General features: G+C 66.7%; 20 protein-coding genes and 1 tRNA gene. 13 read left to right on the top strand and 8 right to left on the bottom strand.

Annotated features, from left to right (window positions below; all coding sequences use genetic code 11):
• The first annotated feature begins 19 nt into the window (after positions 1–19).
• Entirely contained in the window at positions 20–2,230 is a 2,211-nt protein-coding gene (locus BoBH3_RS01190; protein WP_262328925.1) for a putative bifunctional diguanylate cyclase/phosphodiesterase, read from the top strand.
• A gap of 138 nt (positions 2,231–2,368) precedes the next feature.
• On the opposite strand, the gene BoBH3_RS01185 is transcribed toward BoBH3_RS01190, so the two are convergent.
• Both BoBH3_RS01185 and cpdR read right to left on the bottom strand, forming a co-directional pair.
• Positions 2,369–2,443, bottom strand: a tRNA-Val gene (locus tag BoBH3_RS01185).
• A gap of 122 nt (positions 2,444–2,565) precedes the next feature.
• A complete protein-coding gene (gene cpdR, locus BoBH3_RS01180; RefSeq protein WP_112579544.1) occupies positions 2,566–2,925 on the bottom strand; it encodes a cell cycle two-component system response regulator CpdR in 360 nt (119 codons plus the stop codon).
• A 197-nt stretch (positions 2,926–3,122) separates the two neighbouring features.
• On the opposite strand from cpdR, the gene BoBH3_RS01175 reads away from it, so the two are divergent.
• Positions 3,123–4,043, top strand: coding sequence for an N-formylglutamate amidohydrolase (locus BoBH3_RS01175; RefSeq protein ID WP_410050552.1), 921 nt, complete (start codon positions 3,123–3,125; stop codon positions 4,041–4,043).
• A 371-nt stretch (positions 4,044–4,414) separates the two neighbouring features.
• Complete coding sequence (gene hisN, locus BoBH3_RS01170) at positions 4,415–5,197, top strand: histidinol-phosphatase (RefSeq protein WP_262328923.1); 783 nt, start codon at positions 4,415–4,417, stop codon at positions 5,195–5,197.
• On the opposite strand, the gene BoBH3_RS01165 is transcribed toward hisN, so the two are convergent.
• Positions 5,102–6,157: an alpha/beta hydrolase gene (locus BoBH3_RS01165; protein ID WP_262328922.1), complete on the bottom strand. Its 1,056-nt coding sequence runs from the start codon at positions 6,155–6,157 to the stop codon at positions 5,102–5,104. The two genes, hisN and BoBH3_RS01165, sit on opposite strands and share 96 nt — an antisense overlap.
• Before the next feature lie 198 nt (positions 6,158–6,355).
• Here BoBH3_RS01165 and BoBH3_RS01160 point away from each other — a divergent pair, with 198 nt between their 5' ends.
• Entirely contained in the window at positions 6,356–6,817 is a 462-nt protein-coding gene (locus BoBH3_RS01160; RefSeq protein ID WP_262328921.1) for an Hsp20 family protein, read from the top strand.
• A gap of 190 nt (positions 6,818–7,007) precedes the next feature.
• Here the strand turns inward: BoBH3_RS01160 and BoBH3_RS01155 are convergent, their stop codons facing one another.
• Entirely contained in the window at positions 7,008–7,790 is a 783-nt protein-coding gene (locus BoBH3_RS01155; protein ID WP_262328920.1) for a hypothetical protein, read from the bottom strand.
• A 93-nt stretch (positions 7,791–7,883) separates the two neighbouring features.
• The gene (locus BoBH3_RS01150) at positions 7,884–8,939 is read right to left on the bottom strand and encodes a threonine aldolase family protein (protein ID WP_262328919.1); all 1,056 of its coding nucleotides are present in this window, start codon (positions 8,937–8,939) and stop codon (positions 7,884–7,886) included.
• Between the two features lie 642 nt (positions 8,940–9,581).
• On the opposite strand from BoBH3_RS01150, the gene gltB reads away from it, so the two are divergent.
• The 4 genes from gltB to BoBH3_RS01130 all read left to right on the top strand — a co-directional run bounded on the left by gltB (position 9,582) and on the right by BoBH3_RS01130 (position 18,894).
• Positions 9,582–14,324 carry a glutamate synthase large subunit gene (gene gltB / locus BoBH3_RS01145; RefSeq protein WP_262328918.1) on the top strand — a complete coding sequence of 1,581 codons (4,743 nt, stop codon included), beginning with the start codon at positions 9,582–9,584 and terminating at the stop codon, positions 14,322–14,324.
• A gap of 110 nt (positions 14,325–14,434) precedes the next feature.
• A complete protein-coding gene (locus BoBH3_RS01140; protein WP_262328917.1) occupies positions 14,435–15,859 on the top strand; it encodes a glutamate synthase subunit beta in 1,425 nt (474 codons plus the stop codon).
• Positions 15,860–16,112: 253 nt separating this feature from the next.
• A complete protein-coding gene (locus BoBH3_RS01135) occupies positions 16,113–17,627 on the top strand; it encodes an ATP-binding cassette domain-containing protein (protein ID WP_262328916.1) in 1,515 nt (504 codons plus the stop codon).
• Between the two features lie 241 nt (positions 17,628–17,868).
• Positions 17,869–18,894 (top strand): helix-turn-helix domain-containing protein, encoded by a 1,026-nt coding sequence (locus BoBH3_RS01130; protein WP_262328915.1) that lies wholly within the window; start codon positions 17,869–17,871, stop codon positions 18,892–18,894.
• Positions 18,895–18,901: 7 nt separating this feature from the next.
• On the opposite strand, the gene BoBH3_RS01125 is transcribed toward BoBH3_RS01130, so the two are convergent.
• Positions 18,902–20,182, bottom strand: coding sequence for an SGNH/GDSL hydrolase family protein (locus tag BoBH3_RS01125; protein WP_262328914.1), 1,281 nt, complete (start codon positions 20,180–20,182; stop codon positions 18,902–18,904).
• Positions 20,183–20,240: 58 nt separating this feature from the next.
• On the bottom strand, positions 20,241–21,488 hold the full coding sequence (locus BoBH3_RS01120; RefSeq protein WP_262328913.1) for a lytic murein transglycosylase: 1,248 nt from the start codon (positions 21,486–21,488) through the stop codon (positions 20,241–20,243).
• Between the two features lie 338 nt (positions 21,489–21,826).
• Here BoBH3_RS01120 and rnk point away from each other — a divergent pair, with 338 nt between their 5' ends.
• Positions 21,827–22,255, top strand: a complete 429-nt coding sequence (gene rnk, locus BoBH3_RS01115) for a nucleoside diphosphate kinase regulator (RefSeq protein WP_262328912.1) — start codon at positions 21,827–21,829, stop codon at positions 22,253–22,255.
• Between the two features lie 225 nt (positions 22,256–22,480).
• Here rnk and galE read toward each other — a convergent pair whose 3' ends face one another.
• Positions 22,481–23,470, bottom strand: a complete 990-nt coding sequence (gene galE / locus BoBH3_RS01110; protein ID WP_262328911.1) for a UDP-glucose 4-epimerase GalE — start codon at positions 23,468–23,470, stop codon at positions 22,481–22,483.
• 173 nt (positions 23,471–23,643) lie between these two features.
• On the opposite strand from galE, the gene galU reads away from it, so the two are divergent.
• The 4 genes from galU to BoBH3_RS01090 are packed head-to-tail and all read left to right on the top strand — an operon-like array spanning position 23,644 to position 26,112.
• The gene (gene galU / locus BoBH3_RS01105) at positions 23,644–24,525 is read left to right on the top strand and encodes a UTP--glucose-1-phosphate uridylyltransferase GalU (RefSeq protein ID WP_262328910.1); all 882 of its coding nucleotides are present in this window, start codon (positions 23,644–23,646) and stop codon (positions 24,523–24,525) included.
• A 27-nt stretch (positions 24,526–24,552) separates the two neighbouring features.
• Positions 24,553–25,434, top strand: coding sequence for a methyltransferase domain-containing protein (locus BoBH3_RS01100; RefSeq protein ID WP_262328909.1), 882 nt, complete (start codon positions 24,553–24,555; stop codon positions 25,432–25,434).
• Complete coding sequence (locus BoBH3_RS01095; RefSeq protein ID WP_262328908.1) at positions 25,431–25,682, top strand: hypothetical protein; 252 nt, start codon at positions 25,431–25,433, stop codon at positions 25,680–25,682. The genes BoBH3_RS01100 and BoBH3_RS01095 overlap by 4 nt, the downstream gene beginning before the upstream one ends.
• Positions 25,675–26,112 (top strand): acyl-CoA thioesterase, encoded by a 438-nt coding sequence (locus BoBH3_RS01090; protein WP_262328907.1) that lies wholly within the window; start codon positions 25,675–25,677, stop codon positions 26,110–26,112. Before BoBH3_RS01095 ends, BoBH3_RS01090 begins: the two co-directional genes overlap by 8 nt.
• The last annotated feature ends 30 nt before the right edge of the window (positions 26,113–26,142 follow it).

The raw sequence follows: 26,142 nt of genomic DNA, 5'->3' as shown, positions 1-26,142 counted from the left end.
GTTCTCTCGGCAAATGCCGATGATGTATCCCATCCTGTTGACCAGCACATGGGCTTTGGCCGCCACCCATCTGCATGACGCGCCGCTCTGGATGACGGTCGGGATTCCGCTTCTCTTTACGCTCGTCGCGGTGACGCGCGTCGTCTATTGGTGGAAGCTGCGAGATGTCGACCCTTCGCCGCAGGAAGCGCATCGCGCGCTGCTCCGCACCAACCGTCTGGCGATCGTCATCGCCGTTGCCTTCACCGGCTGGTCGCTGCTGCTCTTCCCTTACGGCGATGCCTACAGCCGATCGCATGTGGCCTTCTACATGGCGATCACGGTGATCGCCTGCATCTTCTGCCTGATGCATCTGCGCTCGGCCGCGCTGATGGTGACCGTCATCGTCAACGGCGCCTTCATCGCCTTCTTCGCATCGACCGGCGAGCCGACATTCATTGCCATCGCGATCAACATCGCGCTGGTCTCCATCGCCATGCTGGCGATCCTGTCGATCAACTACCGCGATTTCGCGCGGATGGTGAATGCGCGGACCGAGGCGCGCCGCAAGGAGGAAGCGCAGGCCCGCCTCCTGCACATGATCGACGACATGCCCGTCGCCGTCATGACGGTGGAGCCGGAAACCTTCCGCATCAACTACGCCAACGAGACGTCCAAGACCTTGATGAGGAGCATCGAGCACCTGCTGCCGATCAAGGCCGACGAGCTGGTGGGCACGTGCATCGACGTGTTCCACAAGCACCCGGAGCACCAGCGCCGGCTTCTGAGCGATCCGGCCAACTTGCCCCACAATGCGCGCATCACGCTTGGGTCGGAAGTGATCGAGTTGAAGGTCTCGGCGGTGATGGGCGCCGACGGCAGCTATCTTGGCCCGATGCTGAGCTGGGCGATCGTGACCAAGGAGGTCGAGATCCAGGCGCGCATTCGCCAGCTTGCCCATTACGACGCGCTCACCGGCCTCGCCAACCGCATCACCTTCCGCGAGAGGCTGGAGGAGCGGATCGCCATCCCGGGCAATCCGGTCGAGGTGCTGTTCATCGATCTCGACGGCTTCAAGCTCGTCAACGACAGCAAGGGCCATCGCGTCGGCGACGAGCTGTTGCGGAAGGTCGCCCAGCGCCTGTGCGAGGTGTGCGACGATGATGAGATGATGATCGGCAGGCTCGGCGGCGACGAGTTCGCGGTCCTGGCCCCCTGCGATGGCGCAGCCGCTGCCGAGCAACTCGCCGCCCGAATCATCAAGGCGATTTCGGCGCCCTACGCGCTGGAGCATGTGCATCAGGTCCAGATCGGCGCCTCGGTCGGCATCGCGCTGACGCCGATGCACGGAGTTTCCGGGGAAGCGCTGCTGGCCCGGGCGGATATGGCGCTCTATGCCGCCAAGGCCGCCGGCAAGGGCACCTACAGGCTGTTCTCGGAAGAGATGGAGGCGCGGGTCCAGGAGCGCGTGCGCCTCGAGGCCAGGCTGCACGCCGCACTTCAGGCCAATGAAGGCCTGTTCGTCTTCTACCAGCCGATCGTGGACGTCCAGACGAACAGGATAACGGCCCGCGAGGCGCTGGTGCGCTGGCATCACCCTGAGCATGGCTGGATTTCGCCACGCGAGTTCATCCCCGTCGCGGAGCAGAGCGGCTTGATCGACCTGCTTGGCGAGTTCGTGCTCAACCGCGCCTGCCGCGACGCCCTCGAATGGCAGGACGACGTCCGCGTGGCGGTGAACATTTCGGCGGTTCAGCTCGGCAAGGGCACGATCCCCTCCGTGGTGCTCGCCGCTCTCGTCAGCTCCGGTCTGTCGCCGAGCCGGCTCGAGGTCGAGGTGACCGAAACCGCCCTGCTCGAGGACGAGCGCGACGCCATCGCGGATCTGCGGCAGTTGCGGGGGTTGGGCGTGCGTGTCGCGCTCGACGATTTCGGAACCGGCTATTCGTCACTGGCCCATCTGAGGGCCTTTCCCTTCGACAAGATCAAGATCGACGGCAGCTTCGTGCGCGACGCGCTCCGCCGGCCGGACTGCGCCGCCGTCGTCAGGGCCGTGGCCCAGATCGGCAAGCGCCTGGGCGTGACCACCGTGGCCGAGGGCGTCGAGACCGAAGCGCAGCTGCGGCGGATGCGCAAGGAAGGCTGCACGGAAGTGCAGGGGTTCCTCCATGGCGCGCCCAAGCCAAGCGCCCGGGACGCCGCCATCGTCGAAGAGCTGAACAGGTCCGCGGTCCGGCGCGCGACGGCCTGAAGAGCGGGGGGGCAGGCCGCATCGGCGTGTCGGGAATGAGGACGAACGACTCGGCCCGCGCAGGGGCGTCGCGCTTCCGAAAGCAAAAAGGCCGCCCGGATGGGGCGGCCTTTCGTCCCTGTATTTCAAGGGCTTGTATGGTGGGCGCGACAGGGATCGAACCTGTGACCCCTACGATGTCAACGTAGTGCTCTCCCGCTGAGCTACGCGCCCGTTGCCGCATCGAGGCGGCTTCGGAAGCGTGTCCTGGCCGCAAGGGCCGCGGTCACGCTGCGAGGTGAGGGGGCTATAACGGCTCGCTTCGCGGCTTGCAAGGCGTTTGCCGGATAAAATCGTCAGGCGGCGAGAAGCTTCTCGACCTCGTTGACGAGCTCGCGCAGATGGAAGGGCTTGGAGAGCACCTTGGCATCCTTGGGAGCCTGCGAATCGGGGTTGAGCGCCACGGCGGCGAAGCCGGTGATGAACATCACCTTGATGTCCGGGTCGAGCTCGGTGGCGCGGCGCGCCAGCTCGATGCCGTCCATCTCCGGCATGACGATGTCGGTGAGCAGGAGCTCGAAAGGCTCCTCGCGCAGGCGATTATAGGCCGACAGGCCATTGTCGAACGAGGCGACGTCGTAGCCTGCGTTCTGCAGGGCTTTGACCAGGAAGCGACGCATGTCGTTGTCGTCTTCCGCGAGCAGTATCTTCGTCATGGGCCTGTTATGTCCGTCCGTGAGGCCTGCGTTTCTTTGCGCCTCGAGGGGCTGAGTAAAGACCCGTCAGCGCAGTGGGAACCGTGCCGTTCTATAAGGCGCCATCGTGGTAAACAACGCGTGAACGCAATGCGCGAATCGCAACTCCCCGTGACATCGCTTCAACAAGCCGGATTTGTGTGCTTTTCTCGCCGCAGATGACCTTCTCCTCCGCCCCGTTTCCGCCTGCGCCCGACGATGTCGTCGCCGAGATCGAGCGGCCGTTCAGCCTCTATCAGCCGGCGCTCCAGCTCGTGCCGGTGGTGGTCGACGTGCCGCATGCGGGCAGGCGCTATCCGCGCGGCTTCGTCGAGGGCGCGCGGTTGCCTCTGCGCAGCCTCCGGCGCTCGGAGGATGCCTTCGTCGACAAGCTCTTCTCGCAGAGCGTGGCGCTGGGCGCGCCGCTGCTGGTGGCGGAGTTTCCGCGCGCCTATCTCGACGTCAACCGCGAGCCCTACGAGCTCGATCCGCGCATGTTCGAGGGGAGGCTGCCGCCCTTCGCCAATACGCGCTCGATGCGGGTCGCCGGCGGGCTCGGCACCATCCCGCGCATCGTCGGCGACGCGCAGGAGATTTATTTCGGCCGTATCCCGATCCATGAAGGGCTCGCCCGGATCGACGAGCTCTACAGACCCTACCATGCCGGGTTGCGCGGCCTCGTCCAGCGAACCCATGCCAGCTTCGGCACCTGCATCCTGGTCGATGCCCATTCCATGCCTTCGGCCGGGCTCGATCGGGATGGGCTGGCGAAGTCCGACATCATCCTGGGTGACCGCTTCGGCACCAGCGCGTCGGGCTACATCATCGACATCGCCGAGCAGGCTTTCACGCGGCTGGGCTTCAGCGTCACCCGCAACCGGCCCTATGCGGGGGGCTTCATCACGGAGCATTACGGGGCCCCCGCCGCCGGCGTGCACGCGCTGCAGATCGAGGTGAACCGCGCCCTCTACATGAGCGAGACGACGCTGGAGCCGCATGCCGGCTTCGGCGCGATCGAGCAGGCGATCAGCAGCGCCATGGCGGAGTGCTTCGCGCGCTGGAGCGGCTGGCTCGACGAATGGAGCGAGGCGGCCGAATAGCGCGCCGCCATTGGCCGCGGGCCAGGCTGCAGGCATAACCCGGAGCGAATCGCGGCCGCGCCGCAAGGCGTGGCGCGGACAAGAAAAAAGGGCCGCACACAAGCGTGGCGGCCCAAGTCTAGGGAGGAAACGCCCAAGGAGGGCAACGAAGGTTTGAGATCATCTCGCCTTCGCAATGCACAATATGAGGGTGCACTGCAAAACGCAAGCGGAAATGGCATAAGTCGGGGTGGGCATGCATTCTGCGCATGGCGAGGCCCCGCTTATTCAACTTTTCCGGGAAATTTCGTAGATCCGTGGAGTTCGGGTGATTCTCAACTCCTTGATGTGACGGCGTTCATGCTGCGCAGCAGCAAAATGGAGAGATGTTCATGGGCGCAGTCGATTTCGGCGCTTTCGTCGCGGAGCTGGCGTCGCAGTCGGGGCAGGCGATTCTGCCCTTCTTCCGCGCGCATCACGCCACCGAGGACAAGTCGCAGGGCGGGGTCTTCGACCCGGTGACCGAGGCGGATCGTGCCGGCGAAACGGTGATGCGCCATCTCATCAAGCGGCAGTTCCCGGCCCATGGCGTGCTCGGCGAGGAATTCGGGAACGAGAACATCGAGGCCGAATATGTCTGGGTGCTGGATCCGATCGACGGAACGCGCGCCTTCATCTCCGGCATTCCGGTCTGGGGCACGCTGATCGGGCTGACGCGCAAAGGAGTGCCGGTTTACGGCATGATGCACCAGCCCTTCTCGGGCGAGCGCTATTCCGGCGATGGGCGGCAGGCGCGCTACGAGGGGCCGGGCGGACCGCGCAGGTTGCGCACCCGCCCTGTGACGTCGCTGGCGTCGGCGACGCTGATGACGACGTCGCCGGCCCTGTTCGCGGGCGAGGAGGCCGACGCGTTCGGCCGTGTCGAGAGCCAGGTGAGGCTCTCGCGCTATGGCTGCGACTGCTATGCCTATTGCATGCTGGCCGCCGGCCATGTCGACCTCGTCATCGAGAGCGGTCTCAAGCCCTACGACATCGTCGCGCTGATCCCGATCATCGAGGGCGCGGGCGGGGTCGTTACCTCATGGGACGGTGGCAGCGCCGCCGGCGGTGGCCGGGTCGTCGCGGCCGGCAGCAAGGCGCTGCATGAGGCCGCCCTCAGCCTGCTCGCGGGGTGAGCTGGAAGCGCCCTGGTCCTCGCCGGGGATGAAGGCGTCGAAGGCGGCCCAGAAGCGGGCGCGGATGGCGTCGTTCTCCATCAGGATCTCGTGACGCGCCATCGGCAGGACGAGCGCCGCGCCTGTCTTCAGCCGCGCGGCGAAGCGCTCGATCGCCGGTGTTGAAACCACCGGGTCCTGCCCGGCCGCGATGACGAGCGTCGGCACCTTGACCTCCAGCGCGGCCGAGGGCGTCGAGAGCCGCGCCATAAGCCGGAAGGCGGCCCGCACCCAGCCGATGGTCGGGTCGCCGATGCTGAGATGGCGCGCGGCGGCCGAGAGCGCGGCGTTGCGGGCGTAGCGGGCGGGATCGCTGGTCAGTCGGTTGCCCTCGAAGGGCTTGGTCGCGATGGCGGTGTCGCCGCCGCCCGGTACGAAGGAGCGGCCGAAGCCGAGCCAGTACAGCACGCTCGCCAGGCGGCTGGCTGCCTGCGGTCGCTCGATGAGGGTCAGCCCCAGCATCGGCGCCATGGCGACGAGGCGAGAGACCGGCAGCGCGTCGCGGCGGGCCGCATCGAGGCAGAGCGCCGCGCCCATCGAATGGGCCAGGACGAAATAGGGCGGCGGGAATTTGGCCTGCATCTCCGCCATGGCGAGGGCGAGATCCTCCTCATAATGCCTGAGCCGCCCGACATGGCCCTTGCGTCCGCGCCCGACGAAACGTTGCGAGCCGCCCTGGCCACGCCAGTCGAAGGTGAGCACGTGGAAGCCGCGGCGGCGCAGCTCGGCGATCGTCTCGCTGTAGCGCTCGATGAATTCGGCCCGGCCTTGCACGACCACGATGGTGCCCTGCACGGGTCGCACGGTCGGGTGCCAGCTCGCGAAGCGCAGCGAGGCGCCGTCCCGCGTCGTGGCGAACCAGGTCTTGCCATGGCCCGGCACGGGATAGTCGGGATCGTGAAAGAGGGCAGCTTCCGACAAGGCAGGCTCCGCGTCGCGGCTTGCAGCCGCCGGACGAACTCGGCCCCTGTTATGCCCTTTGCCAAGGGCTCTTGAAAAGCCGGAACGCCTCCCCAGATCATTTCTGCGCAGGCCGGAACCGGGTGCGCAAACCGAAACCAGGCCCGCGCTCAGGCGAGGCGGGCTGATGAGACTGTCGCTTCCTCAGGAGGACACATCATGCGTCATTTCGATCTTTCCCCCCTCTATCGCTCGACCGTTGGCTTCGACCGCCTGTTCTCGATCCTCGACCAGGCGACGAGCAACGATTCCGCGCCGACCTATCCGCCCTACAATATCGAGCGGACTTCCGAGAACGCCTACCGCATCACCATCGCGGTCGCGGGCTTCGGTGAGGGTGACCTCGCCATCGAGGCGAAGGAGAACACGCTCTCCGTCAAGGGCGACAAGCAGCTCTCCGAGAACGGCGAGAAGCGCGAGGTCCTGCATCAGGGCATTGCAGCGCGCGCCTTCGAGCGTCGCTTCCAGCTTGCGGACTATGTGCAGGTGACGGGCGCCAGCCTTGAGAACGGCCTGCTCCATATCGACCTCGTCCGCGAGATCCCGGAGGCCAAGAAGCCGCGCCAGATTCCGATCGGCGCCGGCGCGGCCAAGGTGCTGGAGGCCAAGGTCGCCGCGTAATCCGCGAAGGCTTAAGCCAGAGACGACGAGGGCTCCCCGAAAGGGGAGCCCTTTTTCGTTGCGTGCGTTCGGCTGCGTCATGCTCGGGCTCGACCCGAGCCTCTCGTGACGAAGGAGGCTCTCGGGCTCTTCCGACCTTAGATTCTCGGGTCTGCGCTGCGCTCCGCCCGAGAATGACGCTCTCTGACAGCTACTCCAGCGGCGCGACCGGGGCGATCGTCACGTCCGGCGCCGGTGTCACGGGAGTGGGCGCCGCCGGGGCGGGCTGTTCGATCGGAGCCGGCGCCGGAGCGGGGACAGCGGGCTGCGCGGCGGCGATAGGTGGCTTGCGCTCGCCTTCCTCGATGCCGCGGACATCGTCCGGGTTGACCAGCTTCGGTTTGTCGGCGCCGGTCCGGGGATCGGCTGGGCCGGGTGAAGGCTCGGGCGGCTTCGCGGCTGGCGGCGGCGCGGTCGTGGTGGGGGCGCTGGCCTCGGCCGGCGGCTTCAGCTCGGCCGGCCTTTCCGGCGGCTGCGGGACGAGATTCGGGCGCGGCGGCGCATGCTCCTCGCGCGGATCGACGCGGGCGACGCGTGGCGCGGGCCGGGGTTCGCCGGGCAGGGTGATGCGCCGCAAGAGGTCGCCGCTATAGGCATCCACGATCACGCGCAGATGCCGTCCGTCCGATGCCACGCCATCGACGATGCGGATATTGCCCCGGTCGACCGAGCGGTCGATCCGGGCGAGGCCGTAATTGCGGGCGGCGAAGTGGCGGCCCGCGTCGTTGGGCGCAACCCTCACGGAGGGCGGTGGCGGTGCGTAGCGGTAGCCGTAGTCGCGCTGGCGAAACTCGCGATAGGGCGGAAAGGGATCGCCCTCGTCGAAGTAGCTGTAATATTGGGCGTTGGCGCTGCCGGCCGTGGCGGCGAGCGCCCCGGCCACCAGCAGGCCCATCAGCGCGGTGCGCTGGCCCGCGGTCGCATGGTCCGTCATGCCGTCCTTCCTCGAAGTTCAACTGTCGCCTTAGACAGTCTTCTTAGGGAATACGGCAGGTGTGGGGCTGGAATCGGGAGGGAAGCCGCCGATTCAGTCCGCGATCGTAACGATCAGTTTCTCGACATCCCCGGGCTTCGTCGCGAAGGACATCACGAAGCGGCCCACGATTTCGCCGTCCTTGAGCGGAGCCTCCGGCGGGAGCGAGCGGACCGACCATTCATGATAGCCGATGCCCGCCGCCTTCAGGCGCTGCTGCAGGGTCTGGGGCAGGACAAGGAAGACCTCGTTCGCCTGGCAGGGCCAGGCGAGGCGGGCCTGCGAGCCCTTGGCCACCGCATCGGCCAGCCGCTTCGCCTGCGTATTCGCATGGCGGGCGAGGTCGAGCCAGTGGTCGTCGGCGAGCAGCCCCTCGAACTGGGCGCCGAGCAGGCGACCCTTCGAGAGGGTCTGGCCGGCGCGCTTGCGGCGCCACTGCATCTCCTCGGCCTGGGTGGGATCGAAGAAGATCACGGCCTCGGCCGCGAGCGCGCCGTTCTTGGTGCCGCCGAAGGAGAGGACGTCGACGCCCGCCTTCCAGGTCATCTCGGCCGGGGTGCAGCCGAGCGTCACCAGCGCATTGGCGAAGCGGGCGCCGTCCATATGCAGCCTGAGGTCACGCGAGGCGGCCGCCTGCTTCAGCGCGGCGATCTCGGCCGGGGTATAGATCGTGCCGCATTCGGTTGCCTGGGTGATGGTCATCGCCTGGGGCTGGACCTGGTGGACGCTGCCGGCATGCATGCGGGAGAGCGTTGCGGTGACGGCTTCCGGCGTCACCTTGGCGCCGACGCCCGGCAATTCGATCAGCTTGGCGCCATCGCTGAAGAATTCGGGCGCGCCGCATTCGTCCTCGCAGACATGGGCCTCCTGATGGGCAAGGATCGCGCCCCAGGGGCGGACGATGCTGGCCAGCGCCAGCGAGTTCGCCGCGGTGCCCGTCAGCACCATGAAGACCGCGACCTCATGCTCGAAAAGGGCGGCGAAACGCTCCTCGACGCGGCGGGTCCAATCGTCCTTGCCATAGGAGAGAAGCGAGCCGTCATTGGCGGCGGCGATGGCGGCCATGACGCGGGGGCTGGCGCCGACGGTGTTGTCGCTGAAGAAGTCCATGCCGCACGGTTAGGCGAGGGGCGCCTCGCTGCCAAGCGACGGATATGCGACCGGGGGCTGCGCGCCGCGCCGGGTCGGAAGCACCGCCGGCGTGAAAACAAGAAGCGTGCTGTCGGACTCCTGCTTTCATTCCTGATATGTCCAGCGGAGATTTCATTTTGCAATAAAATTTCGCCATCGTTCCAAATCGCCGCTTGTGCGCAGATTGGAATTCTGGCAAATTCATCGAGATAGGACAGTGTTGCTGTCCCATTTTTCATCGCGCCGCCCGGAAGCCCGCATAGGCTTTGGGGAGCGCCGTCGCAACGGAGGCGAACATGACGAGGGGCCGGGCTGCAGATGCCAAAGCCAACCGTACGTGCGCCGTCCGTAAAACGACGGCCTGAGACAGGCGCGACCGGGCGATAGCGAGCCCGAGGCGCCTGCGGAGGACGCGGGCGCGGTGGAAACCAAAGCGCAGGCAAGCCTCCGACGAAGAACGGCCGACCCGTTTCGGCCCGATCCTTGCTGCCGGCCCGTGAAGGCCGGCGCGCGGGCCGGCGCGGAGAGGGTTGCGAGCTTCGCCATCAGGCTGAAAGATGGATTTCTGTGGGTCTGCCTGCCGGCGTCACGCCAGCGGGTTCCGGCAAGCGGGGTTTGACGATGAGCGCAGCGAGCAAGGCGAGCGGGGCCAAGGGCTTCGAGCGAGTCCCGGGCTTCGAGCAAGTCCCGAGCTTCGAGCACGTTCCGAGCTTCGAGCGGTTTCCGGCCGTGCGCGATCCGGCCTTGCCGGTCCGTCAGGGTCTCTATGACCCCGCCAACGAGAAGGATTCCTGCGGCGTCGGCTTCATCGCCGACATGAAGAACCGCAAGAGCCACGCCATCGTGCAACAGGGCCTGCAGATCCTGCACAATATCGATCATCGCGGCGCGGTCGGGGCTGATCCGAAGCTCGGCGACGGCTGCGGCATCCTCACCCAGATCCCGCATCGCTTCTTCAAGGAAGAGACGGCCAAGCTCGGCATCGAGCTGCCGGAGCCCGGCGCCTACGCCATCGGCCAGTTCTTCATGCCGCGGGACCCTGCGGCCCGCGCCATGTGCGAGGACATCATCGCGCAGACCGTCGAGGAGGAGGGGCTCGTCTTCCTCGGCTGGCGCGACGTGCCCGTCGACAATTCCGACCTTGGCAAGGCGGTGCTGGAGACCGAGCCGGTGCATCGCCAGCTCTTCGTCGGCCGCCCGGACGACATCGCGGACGAGGACGAGTTCGAGCGGCAGGTCTATGTCCTGCGCAAGTCCGTCTCGAACAAGGTCTACAAGCATCAGGAGCGCAAGACGGCGGAGTATTACCCCGTCTCGATGTCCTGCCGCACCATCGTCTACAAGGGCATGGTGCTGGTGAACCAGCTCGGCTCGTACTTCAAGGACCTGCAGGACGAGCGCTTCGAGAGCGCGCTCGCCCTCGTCCACCAGCGCTTCGCCACCAACACCTTCCCGTCCTGGCGGCTCGCCCATCCCTATCGGATGGTGGCGCATAACGGCGAGATCAACACGCTGCGCGGCAACGTCAACTGGATGGCGGCGCGGCAGGCGAGCGTCGATTCCGAGCTCTTCGGCTCGGACATCTCGAAGCTCTGGCCGATTTCCTATGAGGGGCAGTCGGATACCGCCTGCTTCGACAACGCGCTCGAATTCCTGGTGCAGGGCGGCTACTCGCTGACCCATGCCATGATGATGCTCGTGCCCGAGGCGTGGAACGGCAACCCGCTGATGAACGAGGAGCGGCGCGCCTTCTACGAGTATCATGCCGCGCTCATGGAGCCCTGGGACGGGCCGGCGGCGATCGCCTTCACCGACGGGCGTCAGATCGGCGCGACGCTGGACCGCAACGGCCTGCGTCCGGCGCGCTATCTCGTCACCGATGACGGGCTCGTCGTGCTCGCTTCCGAGTTCGGCGTCCTGCCGATCCCGGAGGAGAAGATCGTCGAGAAGTGGCGCCTTCAGCCGGGCAAGATGCTGCTGATCGATCTCGAAGAGGGCCGCATCATCGGCGACGACGAGATCAAGACGTCCTTGTGCCTCGCCAACCCCTATAAGGACTGGCTGAAGCGCACGCAGATCGTGCTTGAGGACCTGCCGCCGGTCGAGGCGCGGGCCTCGCGCACCGACGTGCCCCTGCTCGATCGCCAGCAGGCCTTCGGCTACACCACCGAGGATGTCCGCCTGCTGATGGCGCCGATGGCGGTCACCGGCCAGGAGGCCGTAGGCTCCATGGGCACCGACACGCCGATCTCGGCGCTCTCCTACAAGTCGAAGCTGCTCTACACCTATTTCAAGCAGAACTTCGCGCAGGTGACGAACCCGCCGATCGACCCGATCCGCGAGGAGCTGGTGATGAGCCTGCTCTCCTTCATCGGGCCGCGGCCGAACATCCTCGACCTCGAAGGCACCTCTCGCCGCAAGCGCCTGGAGGTTCGCACGCCGATCCTGACCAATGACGATCTCGAGAAGATCCGCTGCATCGGCCATTACGAGGATCGGTTCGACACCAAGACCATCGACTTCACCTATCCGGCGCGCGAGGGCGCAGCCGGTATGGAAGGCGCTGTGGCGCGGCTTTGCGAGCGCGCCGAGGCCGCGGTTCATGGCGGCTACAACATCATCATCCTGTCGGACCGGCAGGTGGGCTCGGATCGTATCCCGATCCCGGCGCTGCTAGCGACGGCGGCGGTGCATCATCACCTGATCCGCAAGGGCCTGCGCACCTCGGTCGGCCTCGTCGTCGAATCCGGCGAGCCGCGCGAGATCCATCATTTCTGCTGCCTTGCCGGCTACGGCGCGGAGGCGATCAACCCCTATCTCGCCTTCGACACCCTCCTCGACCAGCATGCACAGGGCGCCTTCCCGGAGGAGGTCGACGCGGACGAGGTGGTGAAGCGCTACATCAAGTCGGTCGGCAAGGGCGTGCTCAAGGTCATGTCCAAGATGGGCATCTCGACCTACCAGTCCTATTGCGGCGCGCAGATCTTCGACGCGGTCGGGCTGAAGAGCGCCTTCGTCGACGAATACTTCTTCGGCACCGGCACGGCGATCGAAGGCGTGGGCCTCGACGAGATCGCCGAGGAGAGCCTGCGGCGCCACCGCGACGCCTTCGGCGACTCGCCGATCTATCGCAACAGCCTCGATATCGGCGGCGAGTACATGTACCGCGTCCGTGGCGAGGACCATGTCTGGAAGCCGGACGTGGTCGCCTCGCTGCAGCATGCGGTGCGCCTCAACGCGAAGGAGCGCTACGAGGAGTTCGCCAGTCAGGTGAACGACGACGCCGAGCGGCTCAGCACCATCCGCGGCCTGTTCAAGGTCAAGATGGCGACTGACGATGGGCGCCAGCCCGTGCCGCTGGAAAGCGTCGAGCCTGCAGCCGAGATCGTGAAGCGCTTCGCCACCGGCGCGATGTCCTTCGGCTCGATCTCGCGCGAGGCGCATGAGACGCTCGCCATTGCGATGAACCAGATCGGCGGCAAGTCGAACACGGGCGAGGGCGGTGAGGAGTCGATCCGCTTCAAGCCGCTGCCGGACGGCCGCTCGAAGCGCTCGGCGATCAAGCAGATCGCATCGGGCCGCTTCGGCGTGACGGCTGAATATCTCGTCAACTCGGACGTGATGCAGATCAAGGTCGCACAGGGCGCCAAGCCCGGCGAGGGCGGCCAGCTGCCCGGCCACAAGGTCGATGCCAAGATCGCACGGACCCGGCATTCGACGCCGGGCGTCGGCCTGATCTCGCCGCCGCCGCATCACGACATCTATTCGATCGAAGATCTGGCGCAGCTGATCTTCGACCTGAAGAACGTGAATCCTTCGGCGGATGTCTCGGTGAAGCTTGTTTCCGAGATCGGCGTCGGCACGGTGGCGGCTGGCGTCGCCAAGTCACGCGCCGACCACATCACCATCTCGGGCTTCGAGGGCGGCACGGGCGCGAGCCCGCTCACTTCACTGAAGCATGCCGGCTCCCCCTGGGAGATCGGGCTGGCTGAGACGCAGCAGACGCTGGTTCTGAACCATCTGCGCGGGCGCGTGGCGCTGCAGGTCGATGGCGGCCTGCGCACCGGGCGGGACGTCATCATCGGCGCGCTGCTGGGCGCCGACGAGTTCGGCTTCTCGACCGCGCCGCTGATCGCGGCCGGCTGCATCATGATGCGCAAGTGCCATCTCAACACCTGCCCGGTCGGCGTCGCGACGCAGGATCCGGTGCTGCGCAAGCGCTTCAAGGGCCTGCCCGAGCATATCGTGAACTACTTCTTCTTCGTGGCCGAGGATGTCCGCCAGATCATGGCGGAGATGGGCTTCACGAAGATCGAGGAACTCGTCGGCCGCTCGGACCTGCTCGACAAGCGCGAGGCCGTCGCCCACTGGAAGGCGAAGGGGCTCGATTTCAGCAAGCTCTTCCACAAAGTCGAGCTGCCCGGCATCGCCATTCGCCATGTCGAATTGCAGAAGCACCCGATCGACACCGTGCTGGACCGCAAGCTGATCGCCGCAGCCGAGGGCGCGATCGAGACCGGCGCGCCGGTCGTGATCGAGGAGCCGATCTGCAATGTCGATCGTTCGACGGGTGCGATGCTCTCCGGCGCAGTGGCCAAGAAGTACGGCCATGCCGGCCTGCCGGAGGACACCATCACGGTCAAGCTGAAGGGCACGTCCGGCCAGAGCTTCGCGGCCTTCCTGGCCGCGGGCGTGACGGTGGAGCTGACCGGCCAGGCCAATGACTATGTCGGCAAGGGCCTCTCCGGCGGCAAGCTGATCGTGAAGCCGGACCCGGCGGCGAAGGCTGTGCCGGAGCGCTCGATCATCGTCGGCAACACCGTGCTCTACGGCGCGATTGCCGGCGAGGCCTATTTCCGCGGCATTGCCGGCGAGCGCTTCGCGGTGCGCAATTCCGGCGCCATCGCGGTGGTGGAAGGCACGGGCGACCATGGCTGCGAATACATGACCGGCGGCGTGGTCGCGGTGATCGGCCCGACGGGCCGCAACTTCGCGGCCGGCATGTCGGGCGGCATCGCCTATGTGCTGGATGAGGAAGGCACGTTCAAATCGCGCTGCAACCTCTCGATGGTCGATCTGGAGCCCGTCGAGGAGGAGGAAGACCTGATGGAGCGCCTGCACCATCACGGCGGAGACCTCGAAACCAAGGGCCGCATCGACATGACCAACATGTCCGGCCATGACGACGAGCGCCTGATGCAGATGCTGACGAACCACTTCACCTATACCGGCTCGCAGCGCGCTCGCACGATCCTCGACAACTGGGCGGATTATCGCACCAAGTTCGTCAAGGTGATGCCGGTCGAATACCGCCGCGCGCTGCGCGAGATGGAGCAGGCCCGCACCTTGCAGGCGGCTGAATAAGGATACGCCACCCGCCGGGGCCGGAAAGGCCCCGGTGAACCTAATAAGACAGGCACCCCGGCAGCGGGGCGGCCGGGCTAAGGCCCGGGCAGGACGGCGAGAGAAACGGCATGGGCAAGGTTACAGGCTTTCTCGAATACGACCGGCAGGAGCAAAAGTACCAGCTCGCCGGGGATCGTATCCGGCATTTCCGCGAGTTCACGCTTCCCCTCGAGGAGCGGGATATCAAGAAGCAGGCGGCGCGCTGCATGGATTGCGGCATTCCGTTCTGCCACGGCCCGACCGGCTGCCCGGTACACAACCAGATCCCGGACTGGAACGAGCTGGTCTATTCCGGCGGCTGGGAGGATGCGCTGCGCAACCTCCACTCCACCAATAACTTCCCGGAATTCACCGGCCGCATCTGCCCCGCGCCCTGCGAGGAGGCCTGCACGCTGAATCTCGAGAACATGCCGGTCACCATCAAGACGATCGAGCAGGCCATCGCCGACAAGGGCTGGCAGGAAGGCTGGATCGCGCCCGAGATCCCGGGCAAGCGCACCGGCAAGCGCATCGCCATCGTCGGCTCCGGCCCGGCGGGCATGGCGGCGGCCCAGCAGCTCGCGCGCGTCGGGCACGACGTGCATGTCTATGAGCGCGAGGCGCGTGCGGGCGGCCTGCTGCGCTACGGCATCCCCGACTTCAAGATGGAGAAGAAGCACATCGACCGCCGCGTGAAGCAGATGGAGGCGGAAGGCGTCATCTTTCACTACAACGTCAATGTCGGCGTCACGCTGCCCTTCGCCACGCTCACGGCCGAGCATGACGCGGTCCTGATGACGGGCGGGGCCGAGGCGCCGCGCGATCCCGGCCTGCCGGACACCAATCTCGCCGGCGTGCATTACGCGATGCCCTACCTGACCCAGCAGAACAAGCGCGTCGGCGGGGAGGACGTCTCCGGCGAGGCGCCGATTCTCGCATCGGGCAAGCATGTCGTGGTCGTCGGCGGCGGCGACACTGCGTCGGACTGCGTCGGCACGGCCTTCCGGCAGGGCGCGCTCTCGGTAACGCAGCTCGACATCCGGCCGATGGCGCCGCAACTCGAGGACAAGCTGACCGTCTGGCCCTATTGGCCAACGAAGTTCCGGACCTCCTCCTCGCAGGCCGAGGGCGCCGAGCGCGAGTTCCAGGCGGCGACGCTGGGGCTGGAAGGCCGCAACGGGCGGCTGACCGGCGTGAAGTGCGTGCGCGTCGACGAGAAGCGCAAGCCGATTCCCGGCACCGAGTTCGTTCTGCAGGCCGACCTCTGCTTCCTCGCCATCGGCTTCGCCGGCTCGTTGATCGAAGGCATGATCGCGCAGTCAGGCGTGGGCGTGGACAAGCGCGCCAACGTCGTTGCCAACGACCGCGACTACAGGACCAGCGTCGACAAGGTCTATGTCGCCGGCGATATGCGCCGCGGCCAGTCGCTCGTCGTCTGGGCGATCCGCGAGGGCCGCCAGGCCGCGCATGCCATCGACAAGGAGCTGATGGGCTCGACCATCCTGCCGGTGTAACGGGATCCGCGCCGCGCTCGCGTCCCTCATGCCGGAGACGGTCTGTTCACCGGCCGCCACATCGCTATGCTGCGGATCATGAACTCTAACCAGAAGGGGAAGCAGGCGCCGCGCCGCCGCTTCCATTGCCGCACCCGCGGACCTGTCTGCGCCCCGCGCTTCACTTCGCGGGGCTGACCGGGAGCGCATCGCCGTCTCATCGTCAGCCTTTTCGGCGCGTTCCTGCGCGCATGCCTGACTTCATGAGATCTCGATGTCCCTGATCGCCGTCAAAGACCTTTCGCTCGTCCGTAGCGCCCCGCTCTTCGCGGGGCTCCACCTCTCCATCGCCAAGGGCGACCGGCTCGGACTCGTTGCCGCCAATGGCCGCGGCAAGTCGTCGTTGTTGCGAATCCTCGCAGGCGAAGGCGATGCGACCTCCGGCGCCATCACGCGGGCGCGTGGCCTCGTCACGGCATTCGTGCCGCAGGATCCACCCGCGTCGCTTTTGCCGATGAGCCTGTTCGAGGCCGTGTGCAGCGCGCTCGATGCGGAGACGGCCGAGAGCGAGGGCTGGCGGGTCGACGTCCTGCTGGACGATCTGGCCGTCGATGAGAGCCTGCGTGATCGTCCCGTCGCAGCGCTATCGGGCGGCTGGCAGCGAACGATGCTGCTGGCGCGCGCGGCGGTCGTCGAGCCGGATCTGCTGCTTCTCGACGAACCGACCAACCATCTCGATCTCGAACGGATCGGCGTGCTGGAGCGGTTCCTCGCCGCCCTGCCGCGCGACTGCGCGGTGGTCGCAGCGAGCCACGATCGTGCTTTTCTCGACGATTTCAGCACGCGCACGCTGTTCCTGCGGCCGGCGGATAGCGCTGATTTCGCATTGCCATATTCGCGCGCGCTCGACGCGCTCGAGGAGCGCGATATGGCGCGCGGTCGTCAGTTCGAGAACGACATGCGCAAGGTCCGGGCGCTGCGACAGCAGGCTGCCAAGCTCAAGAATATCGGCATCAATTCCGGCTCGGACCTTCTCGTGGTCAAGACCAGGCAATTGTCGGAGCGCGCCGACAAGCTGGAGGAGAGCGCCAGGCCGGCACATAAGGAGCATTCGGCCGGTGCGATCCGGCTCGCCGACAGCGGGACCCACGCCAAGGCCCTGATCTCGATCAAGGAGACGGTGATCGCCGCCCTCGATGGAAGGCCGCTGTTCCGCACTGGCCCGCTCTGGATCGAGAAGGGCGATCGTGTCGCGCTGCTGGGGCCCAACGGCAGCGGCAAGACGCGCCTCGTCGCGCGATTGAGGGCCGCATGCGACGGAGCCGATCCGGACATCCGGGTGGCGGCGAGCCTGAAGGCCGGGCACTCCGACCAGGGGCTGTCGCAGCTCGATGCCTGGCCGACGCCATGGAATGCGGTCAAGGGTGCAAGCGATATCGGAGACCAGCTGGCGCGCACGCTGCTCGCGGGCGCCGGTATCGAGGCCCAGCTCCAGGCCGCGCCGATCTCGCGGCTTTCTGGCGGACAGAGGGCGCGGCTGGCCATGTTGCTGCTGCGGCTGGCCCAGCCGAACTTCTACCTTCTCGACGAACCGACCAACCATCTCGACATCGAGGGGCAGGACATGCTGGAGCGGGAACTCGTCGAGCAGGGCGCGGCATGCCTGATGGTCAGCCATGATCGCGCTTTCGTCCTCGCGGCTGCAACCCGGTTCTGGGTTATCGCCGACAGGCGGCTGGTCGAGATCGATGACCCCGCGCCGGTTTTCGACAGGCTGATGTCGGCCTGAATCGCCGCGGACGGCTCCCCAGCCGGGCTACCGCCGGCTGGGGAGCCGTCCGATGACCCTACGGGATTTCGCTGGTGCTGCCCCTGAGGAAAAGGGAAATGCCGCTGTTGTCATCACAGCGGAATCGGCAAGGCGAATTGCATCAAAATTTTGCAAACCTTCGGCGGATACAAATAAATACTTGACGCCGGTGTCGGAGTGGGATGCATGCGGCGCATCTCTTCAGTTTCCGTTCAGTCATATGACGCCGACGATATTCACGACCGCGGGTGTTCCGAAAGCGGAGCAGCTCGATGCTTGGCGCGGCTGGTTCGACAGCGTCTTCGACGTCGAGGTCGACGATCCGCGGCAAGGTTTCGCTGCGACCAGCCAGACCTGGAATCTCGGCGGCTTCGGCCTGAGCCGGGTCCGGGCGCCGAAGCTGCGCGCGCTGCGCACGCCAAGCCTCGTGCGGCGCAACCCCGTCGATCACTGGGGTCTTGCCATTGGTCACCAGCGGACCTTCGGTGAAACCGGCGGGCAGGGTTCGATCGACGTGCCGGCGAACACGCCTTTCGTCGCATCGTTCGGCCGGCCGATCGTCAGCCTGCGGGAGGAGGATGAGCGGCTGCAGCTCTATCTGCCGCGAGATGGCTTTCCCGAACTGTCGGGCGTGTTCGAGGCGGCGGAGGGCCGCCCGCTGAGCGATGCGATGGGAAAGCTCCTGGCCGAGTTCCTCGCCCTGCTGGCCCGCAGCGCCTCGGATTTCTCGGAGACCGACCTGCCAGGGTTGCGGAACGCGGTCCGCGGCATGATGCTCGCCTGCCTCGCGCCTTCTCCGGACCACGACGCTCTCGGAGCTGCCCCGCTGGCTGCGACGCGCAAGGAGGCTGTCCGGCGGATCGTCGACAGCAATCTGCATCGCAGCGCGCTGGGACCCGATTTCCTGTGCCGCGAAGCCGCGATGTCGCGCTCGCAGCTTTATCGCCTGCTCGAAAGCGAAGGCGGCGTGAAGAATTATATCCAGAGACGGCGGCTGAAGCGTTGCTTCACCGAACTGTCGAACAATGCCGGCTTCCGCTCGGTCGCGGCCATCGCTGAGGGATTGGGCTTCCCGGACCCATCGAGCTTCAGCCGCTCCTTCAAGAAGGAATTCGGCCTGACGCCCAAGGACGTCATGCACGCGGCGCTCACGGGCGTCCCGACGAAGACCTTCCAGGGGATCGTGCGCCACGCTCCCGAACTGTGCAGCCTGCGTGACCTGCTGGGCCAGATCGCGCGGAGCTGACGGAGTCTCACCGCGGCCAGCGATAGTCGTCCAGCCGGCCGGGAACCGGATCGGGCGCGATGCCCTGGCCGAAGGCGCGTTCGAGCGGGGCGGCGGCCTCGCCGCGTCCCCGCGCTTCGCCGATCGAGGCGAGCAGCGGTTGCCCCAGTGCGGGCGCCTGACCTCCCGTCAGCGGCTGGATCGGCCCGGCCAGCGGGCGGGCCTGCAGGGCGGGGCTGAGCCCGATCACCGGCTGCACGCCGGCGACCATCAGGTCGATCATGCGCTCGATGCTGCCCTGTTGCGCGGCAGGGGGCGCGCCACTCTCTGAGGGGGCAGGGAGCGCGATGACGCTGCCCTGCGGCGCGGCCTCGATGATGCGGCGGATCACGAGATCGACGAAATGCGCGGCCTTGCGCGCGCCCGCCGCGGTGAAATGAATGCCGTCGCCGAGGCGCAGCCGCATCGGCTGGCCGGAGACGTCCGGCCCCGACGCGGTGTAGCGGTTCTCCGCATCGACGAATCCATCCCAAAGGTCGACATATTGCCCACCGGCCTTCTCGACGCGTTGGCGATAGAGATCGTTGAAGGTGACGAAATCGGCCGAGAGCCGCGCGTTCTGCACCGGTGGCGCGCCGACCCAGATGAACGGGATGCGGCGGGCGGCGAAGGCTCCCGCGATGGCGTCGATGCGCTCCCGGTAGAGTTCGAGCCAGCGCGGGCTCAGCGGCTCATGGACGGTGTCGCCCTCGCGCAGCGGCTGTCGATCGTTGAGGCCGATCAGCATGACGCCGGCGCTGATCTTCTGGTCACCGGCCAGAATCTCGGAGACGGCCTTCGGCCAGTCGTAGAAGTCACTGCGGACGAGGCCGGAATCGGCTTTTGCCTTATGGACGACCTCGACATCGGGCCGGTCCTCGAGGGCATCGTCCAGCCCGTCGGCGAGGAGATTGCCGAGCGAGTCCCCGATCACCAGGACATGGTGCGCGACATCGACCTTCGGCACGACGGGATCGTCGCGGACGATGACCGGCGCCTGCCGGCGGCGCACCGGCGGCGGGGCGACGACGCGCTGGCGAGGCTGCTGATAGACGCGCGGCTGCTGCGGCGTCTGCCCGAACAGGAACTGGAACAGGCCGCCCTGCTGCTGCTGAACTCGCTGCTGCGGCGGTGGTGGCGGTCGCTGCGACCACTGCTGCCGCTGCTGAGGCTGCTGCTGCCAGTACCACTGGGCGAGCGAGGCCGGCCCGCTGGTGACCAGCAGCAGGCAGGCGGCACAGAAAACCATGGCGAGCGAACGCAGACGCATCGGCCCATCCGATCGGCGGCTAGTCTCGCGGACAGTATAGGGCGGATGGCCCGACAAGTCAGCGCTTGGCGCGCAGCCGGGTCAGCAGGGCTGGCGTCGGGTAGCCGTCGGCGATCTCGCCGGCGCTGATTTGGTAGCGGCGCACGGCCTCGCGTGTGCCCGTGCCGATGCGGCCGTCGGCATCATGGTCGTAAAGGCCAAGCGCCTTCAGCCGGCGCTGGAGGTCCTTGGTTCCGGCCATGTCGAGGCGGGCGGCCTTGACCGGCCAGGCTCCCTGGATGGCGGAGCGGCCCATGATGCGGTCTCCGAGATGGCCGACGGCGAGCGCATAGGCATCGGAGGAGTTGTATTTCTTGATGACGTCGAAATTGGCCGTCAGCAGCATCACCGGGCCGGTATGGCCTGCGGGATAGAACAGCCGGCCCTCGCCGGAGGAGGGCAGGCCGCGGCCATCGGCGCGGCGCACGCCAGCGGCGCTGAAGGCGGCAAAGCCCGCCTTGTTCAGGCGATGGTCGAAGCCTGCCGGCAGGGTCACTTCCATGCCCCAGGGCAGGCCCTGCACCCAGCCATAGCCCTTGAGGTAGTTGGCGGTGGAGGCGATGGCGTCGCTGGTCGAGGTCCAGATGTCGGCATGGCCGTCACCGGTCCAGTCGACGGCATATTTCATGTAGCTCGACGGCATGAACTGGGTGTGGCCCATGGCGCCCGCCCAGGAGCCCTTGAGCTCGTCGCGTTCGGCATGGCCCTTCTGGATCAGCTCCAGCGCGGTCAGCAGCTCATCGCGGAAGAAGTCGCCGCGATAACCGATCGAGGCCAGCGTCGCGAGCGAGCGGATGACATCCTTGCCGCCCTTGAAGGAGCCGTAATTGGTTTCCATGCCCCAGACGCCGAGGACGATCTCCTTTGGCACGCCATAGCGTGACTCGACCTGGGCCAGAACAGCGGCGTGCTGCTCTGCCGCCTCGCGGCCGCGGTCGATGCGTCCGCCGCCGACGGCGCTCTGCAGATAGCTCCAGATCGGTGCGCTGAACTCGGCCTGCTTCTTTGTCAGCGCGACGATGGAGGGATCGGGCGTCACGCCGCGGAAGGCGAGGTCGAAAGTCGCGCGCGAGATGCCGCGGGCCTGGGCGAGCGGCCAGAGCCGCTGCACGAAGATGTCGAAGGAGGCGCTCGCCGGCGTCGCCGATGTGCCGGCAGGCTGTGCGGTCCGGGCATGGGCGCCCGTCACATTGATCGAGCCGGTTGTCTGCGCCAGCGCGGGCGCGAGGCCGATCAGGATCGAGGCTGTGACGACGGACAGGCGCATGGAATCTCCCGGAAGAGGGTTTGATGGAAGCATCTCCAAAGCGCCCGAACAAGGTTAACCCAAGGTTAAATCTGCCGGGAGCCGCTAGAATGGGCTGTGATTGACAAGCCCGAGCCATTGCCCGAGGCTTGTCCGATGCACAGCGCCTTGTCCTTCTGCCGCGGTCTGCACCGCTCGGGCAACGTCATCGCGGGCTTCTAGCCCCGGGCCTGTCGCGCTTGGCGCCTCCGGCTCGGGGAGCGCCTTCACCTTCGCAGAACACCATTCAGGCCCCTGCCTGACGGCTGCCGCGGCGCGTCCGCCGGCCGTGTTCGGGCCTTTCGACGAAAGATCAAGCAATGGCCATCGCCACCACTCGGACGCCGTCGCGTCCCGCCATCACCGTCACCGCCGCCGATCACGCCATGTTGAGCCGGATCGCCGCCGGGGCGGCGAACACCATGCCGGACCTCGCAGCCGAGCTGACCCATGAGCTCGACCGTGCCCGCATCCTGCCGGGCTCCCGCGTTTCGGCGGACCACGCCCGCATCGGCAGCGAGATCGTCTATCGCGACGAAAGCACGGGACGGGAGACCGCCGTCACGCTGGTCTGGCCGCAGGACGCCGATATCGAGAAGAACCGCGTCTCGGTGATGACGCCGATCGGCGTCGCCCTGATCGGCATGGCCGCGGAGCGCTCGATCGACTGGACGACGCGCTCCGGCGAGGTCAGGCGCCTGACCGTGATCGCGGTGGGCGAGCCGGCCGGGGAGGCGGTGAGCCTCTGACGCCTCGCGCCGTCATTGCGAGGAGCGTCAGCGACGAGGCAATCCAGGGGGACGTGGAGCTCTGCCGCCCCTGGATTGCTTCGCGGAGCCTGTCCTCGGGCTTGCCGAAGGCAAGACCCGGGGGCTCGCAATGACGAGCGTGGTCCCGTTGTGCTCAAGACTTGAAGCCGTAGTCGCTATGCAGAGCGGTGCTCGCAATGCGTCAGTGGCCCCGCCGCGACTCCATCAGGTCGAGGCGTTCCGCATCCTGAGCTTTTCTTCCCAGGCGAGTGCCTGCCCGACGATCTCCTCGAGGTCGTCGTGCTCCGGCTGCCAGCCCAGCTCGCGGATGCGGTCCGCCTTGGCGACCAGCGAGCCCGGATCGCCGGCGCGCCGGCCGGCGAGGGTCACCGGGAAATCGATACCCGACACCTTCTTCACCACCTCGACGACCTGCTTCACCGAATAGCCGCGGCCATAGCCGCAGTTCAGCGTCGTGCTGGCTCCGCCGCTGCGGAGATGATCGAGCGCGGAGAGATGGGCGCGGGCGAGGTCGGTGACGTGGATATAGTCCCGCACGCAGGTGCCGTCCGGCGTCGCATAGTCGGTGCCGAAGACGGTGAGGCCATCGCGCTGGCCCAGCGCCGCCTGGCTCGCCACCTTGATGAGATGGGTCGCGTTCGGCGAGGACTGGCCGGAGCGCAGCTTCGGATCGGCGCCGGCGACGTTGAAATAGCGCAGCGCGACATAGGTGAAGCCGTGCGCCTTCGCCGCATCCTGCAGCATCCACTCGCTCATCAGCTTGGAGCGGCCATAGGGATTGATCGGGTTGAGGGTGATCTCCTCCGGCACCGGCGAGACGTCCGGCTCGCCATAGACCGCCGCGGTGGAGGAGAAGATGACGTGCTTCACGCCGCCGCGCACGGCGCTCTCGATCAGCGCGCGCGTCTTCACGGTGTTGTTGAAATAATAGCCCAAAGGATCGCTGACCGATTCAGGGACCACGATCCGGGCCGCGAAATGCGCCAGCTCCGTCACCCCGTGCTCGGCGATGATCTTCTCGACCAGTTCCTGGTCGCCGACATCGCCCTGGACGAAGACCGCCTCGGGCGGCACCGCCCACCAGAAGCCGGTGGAGAGGTTGTCGAGCACCACGACCTTCTCGCCCCGATCGAGCAGCTCGAGCACCATGTGGCTGCCGATGTAGCCGGCCCCGCCGGAAACCAATACCGCCATCGTGATCCTTGCCTCATCTTTGTCGGGAAGCCTGCTTATTCCCGAGAATCGTTGACGGGTTTTCAAGGCTTGTCAGCTAATAACTTCCTTGCGCCGGTTTCGATGACAATCGTACCGGCGACGCCCGCCACTGCCTGCCTGCGACACAGGCTACCGTGCCCAATGGATTTTTCATGACGAATCGCATCCGCAAGGCCGTTCTCCCCGTCGCCGGACTCGGCACACGCTTCCTGCCCGCGACCAAGGCGATCCCGAAGGAGATGCTCACCATCGTCGACCGCCCGGTCGTGCAGCATGTGGTGGACGAGGCGCGGGCCGCCGGCATCGAGCATTTCATTTTCGTCACCGGCCGCAACAAGGCGGTGATCGAAGACCATTTCGACATGTCCTACGAGCTCGACGACACGCTGGCGAAGCGCAACAAGGTCAAGGAACTCGAGGCGCTGAAGGCCGATCTTCCGGTGGCCGGCGCGACCAGCTTCACCCGCCAGCAGGCGCCGCTCGGTCTTGGCCATGCGGTCTGGTGCGCGCGCGAGATCGTCGGCGACGAGCCCTTCGCGCTGCTGCTGCCCGACATGCTGCACTACAGCATGGGCAGCAAGGGCTGCCTCGCCGAGATGATCGACGCCTTCAAGCAGCATGGCGGCAACCATATCGCCGTGGCCCCGGTGCCTGAGGACCAGACGCACCAATACGGCATCGTCGGCGTCCAGGACGTCAACGCCAAGGTCTCGAAGATCACCAAGATGGTCGAGAAGCCGGCGCGGGGCACGGCTCCGTCCAATCTTCACATCACCGGCCGCTACATCCTGCAGCCGACGATCTTCAACCTGCTCGCCCATCAGGAGAAGGGCGCCGGCGGCGAGATCCAGCTCACCGATTCGATGATCGCGCTGTCGCGGCAGGAGCCGTTCCATGCCGTGCGCTTCGACGGCGAAATCTACGACACCGGCTCGAAGATCGGCTTCCTCACGGCGAACATCGCTTATGCGCTCGACCGTGACGATCTTGGCCCGGACCTTCGCGCCGAGATCGAGCGCCTGCTGGAGCGCTGAGTCGGACATAGCGTCAAGGAGACGCGGTTGAGCGATCAGAGCCTGGTCTTCGACCGCACGCTCGGCCGTTCGCGGCTCAAGCGCGCGGTCGCCGGGGATTATCCCGATTTCCTGCTGCAACGCGCGGCGGGCGATCTGGAAGAGCGCCTCAGTGCCGTGCTGCGCGAATTCGTGCTGGCTGCCGATCTCGGCACGCCGCTGCCGGTCGCCCTCCCTGTCATCGCAGCCAAGGCCAAGGCGGCCCTGCGCATGGCCGAAGCGGAGGGTACTGGTGCCGATCTTGTCGGCGATCTGGAAGCCTTGCCGCTAGCGGCCGACTCGCTCGATCTCGCCGTCTCGCTGCTTGCTTTGCATGGCGTCAACGACCTGCCGGGCGCGTTCGTCCAGATCAGGCGGGCGCTTCGGCCGGACGGGCTGTTCATGGGCTGTCTGCTCGGCGGACGCACGCTGCAGGAGCTGCGGCAGGCCCTGCTCGAAGCCGAAAGCGAGACGACCGGCGGCGTCAGCCCGCGTGTCGCGCCTTTTGCCGATCTGCGCGATCTCGGCAGTTTGCTGCAACGTGCCGGCTTCGCATTGCCCGTCGTGGACAGCGAGGTCGTGACGGTGCGTTACCGTGATGCCTTCGGCCTGTTCCGTGACCTCAAGGCGATGGGCTGGGCCAATGCGCTGGTGGCGCGGCGCAAGGCTCCGTTGCGGCGCGAGACGCTGCTGCGGGCCGCGGCGCTCTATGCCGAGCGCTTCGCCGACCCCGATGGGCGGCTGCCTGCCACCTTCGAGTTCGTCTGGGTCTCGGGCTGGTCGCCGCATGAAAGCCAGCAGAAGCCGCTGCGCCCGGGGTCTGCCAAGGCCCGGCTGGCCGATGCGCTGGGCGTGCCGGAGAAGGGGGCGGGGGAAAAGGCAGGGCGATGAAGCTAAGACGGCCGTTCTCGTTACGCTTAGAGCTGGCGGTTGAGCTCGGCACCGTAGGGGTGATTGTCGCGCTGCTCTATGTTTTCAAAGACCGTAATCCCATCGGGGTGCTTGTCGCCTTCGTGACGGTGTCGGTTGCCGCCTGTATGTTGATCGGCACGATCAGAGGGATTCTGGACGGCTTTCCAAAACCCGATCAAATCCCGAAGCCGTTGCCGCCCGATGCCAGTGAAGGTCGTGATGGTTGAACGTACTGCCCGCCTGACGCGCGGCGATTTCCGCGTCTTCCGCGACATCCCGACGCGCTGGCACGACAACGACATCTTCGGCCATGTCAACAACGTCGTCTATTATGGCTGGTTCGACACGGCGGTGAATGCCTGGCTGATCGAGAACGGCTTTCTCGATCCGGCGACGAGCGAGATCGTCGGGCTCGTGGTCGAGACGGGCTGCACCTATTTCGAAAGCGTGGCATTCCCCGAGACAGTCGAGGCGGGCATCGCGGTCGAGCGGCTCGGCAACAGCTCCGTCACCTATCGCATCGGCATCTTCCGGCAGGGCGGCGACCAGGCCGCAGCGCAGGGCCGCTTCACCCATGTCTATGTGCAGCGCGCGGAGCAAAGGCCCGTGCCGATTCCGGAGGCGTTGAGGGCAGCGCTGGCTTCCATCCAGGGCTGAGGGCGGCGCGCAGGGCGGGAATGCGTTGTA

This window comes from Allobosea sp. BH3 (assembly GCF_025499465.1).
Taxonomy (GTDB): domain Bacteria; phylum Pseudomonadota; class Alphaproteobacteria; order Rhizobiales; family Beijerinckiaceae; genus Allobosea.
The sequence above is the reverse complement of the archived record's forward strand: the minus strand, read 5'-3'. Positions and strand labels throughout refer to the sequence as shown.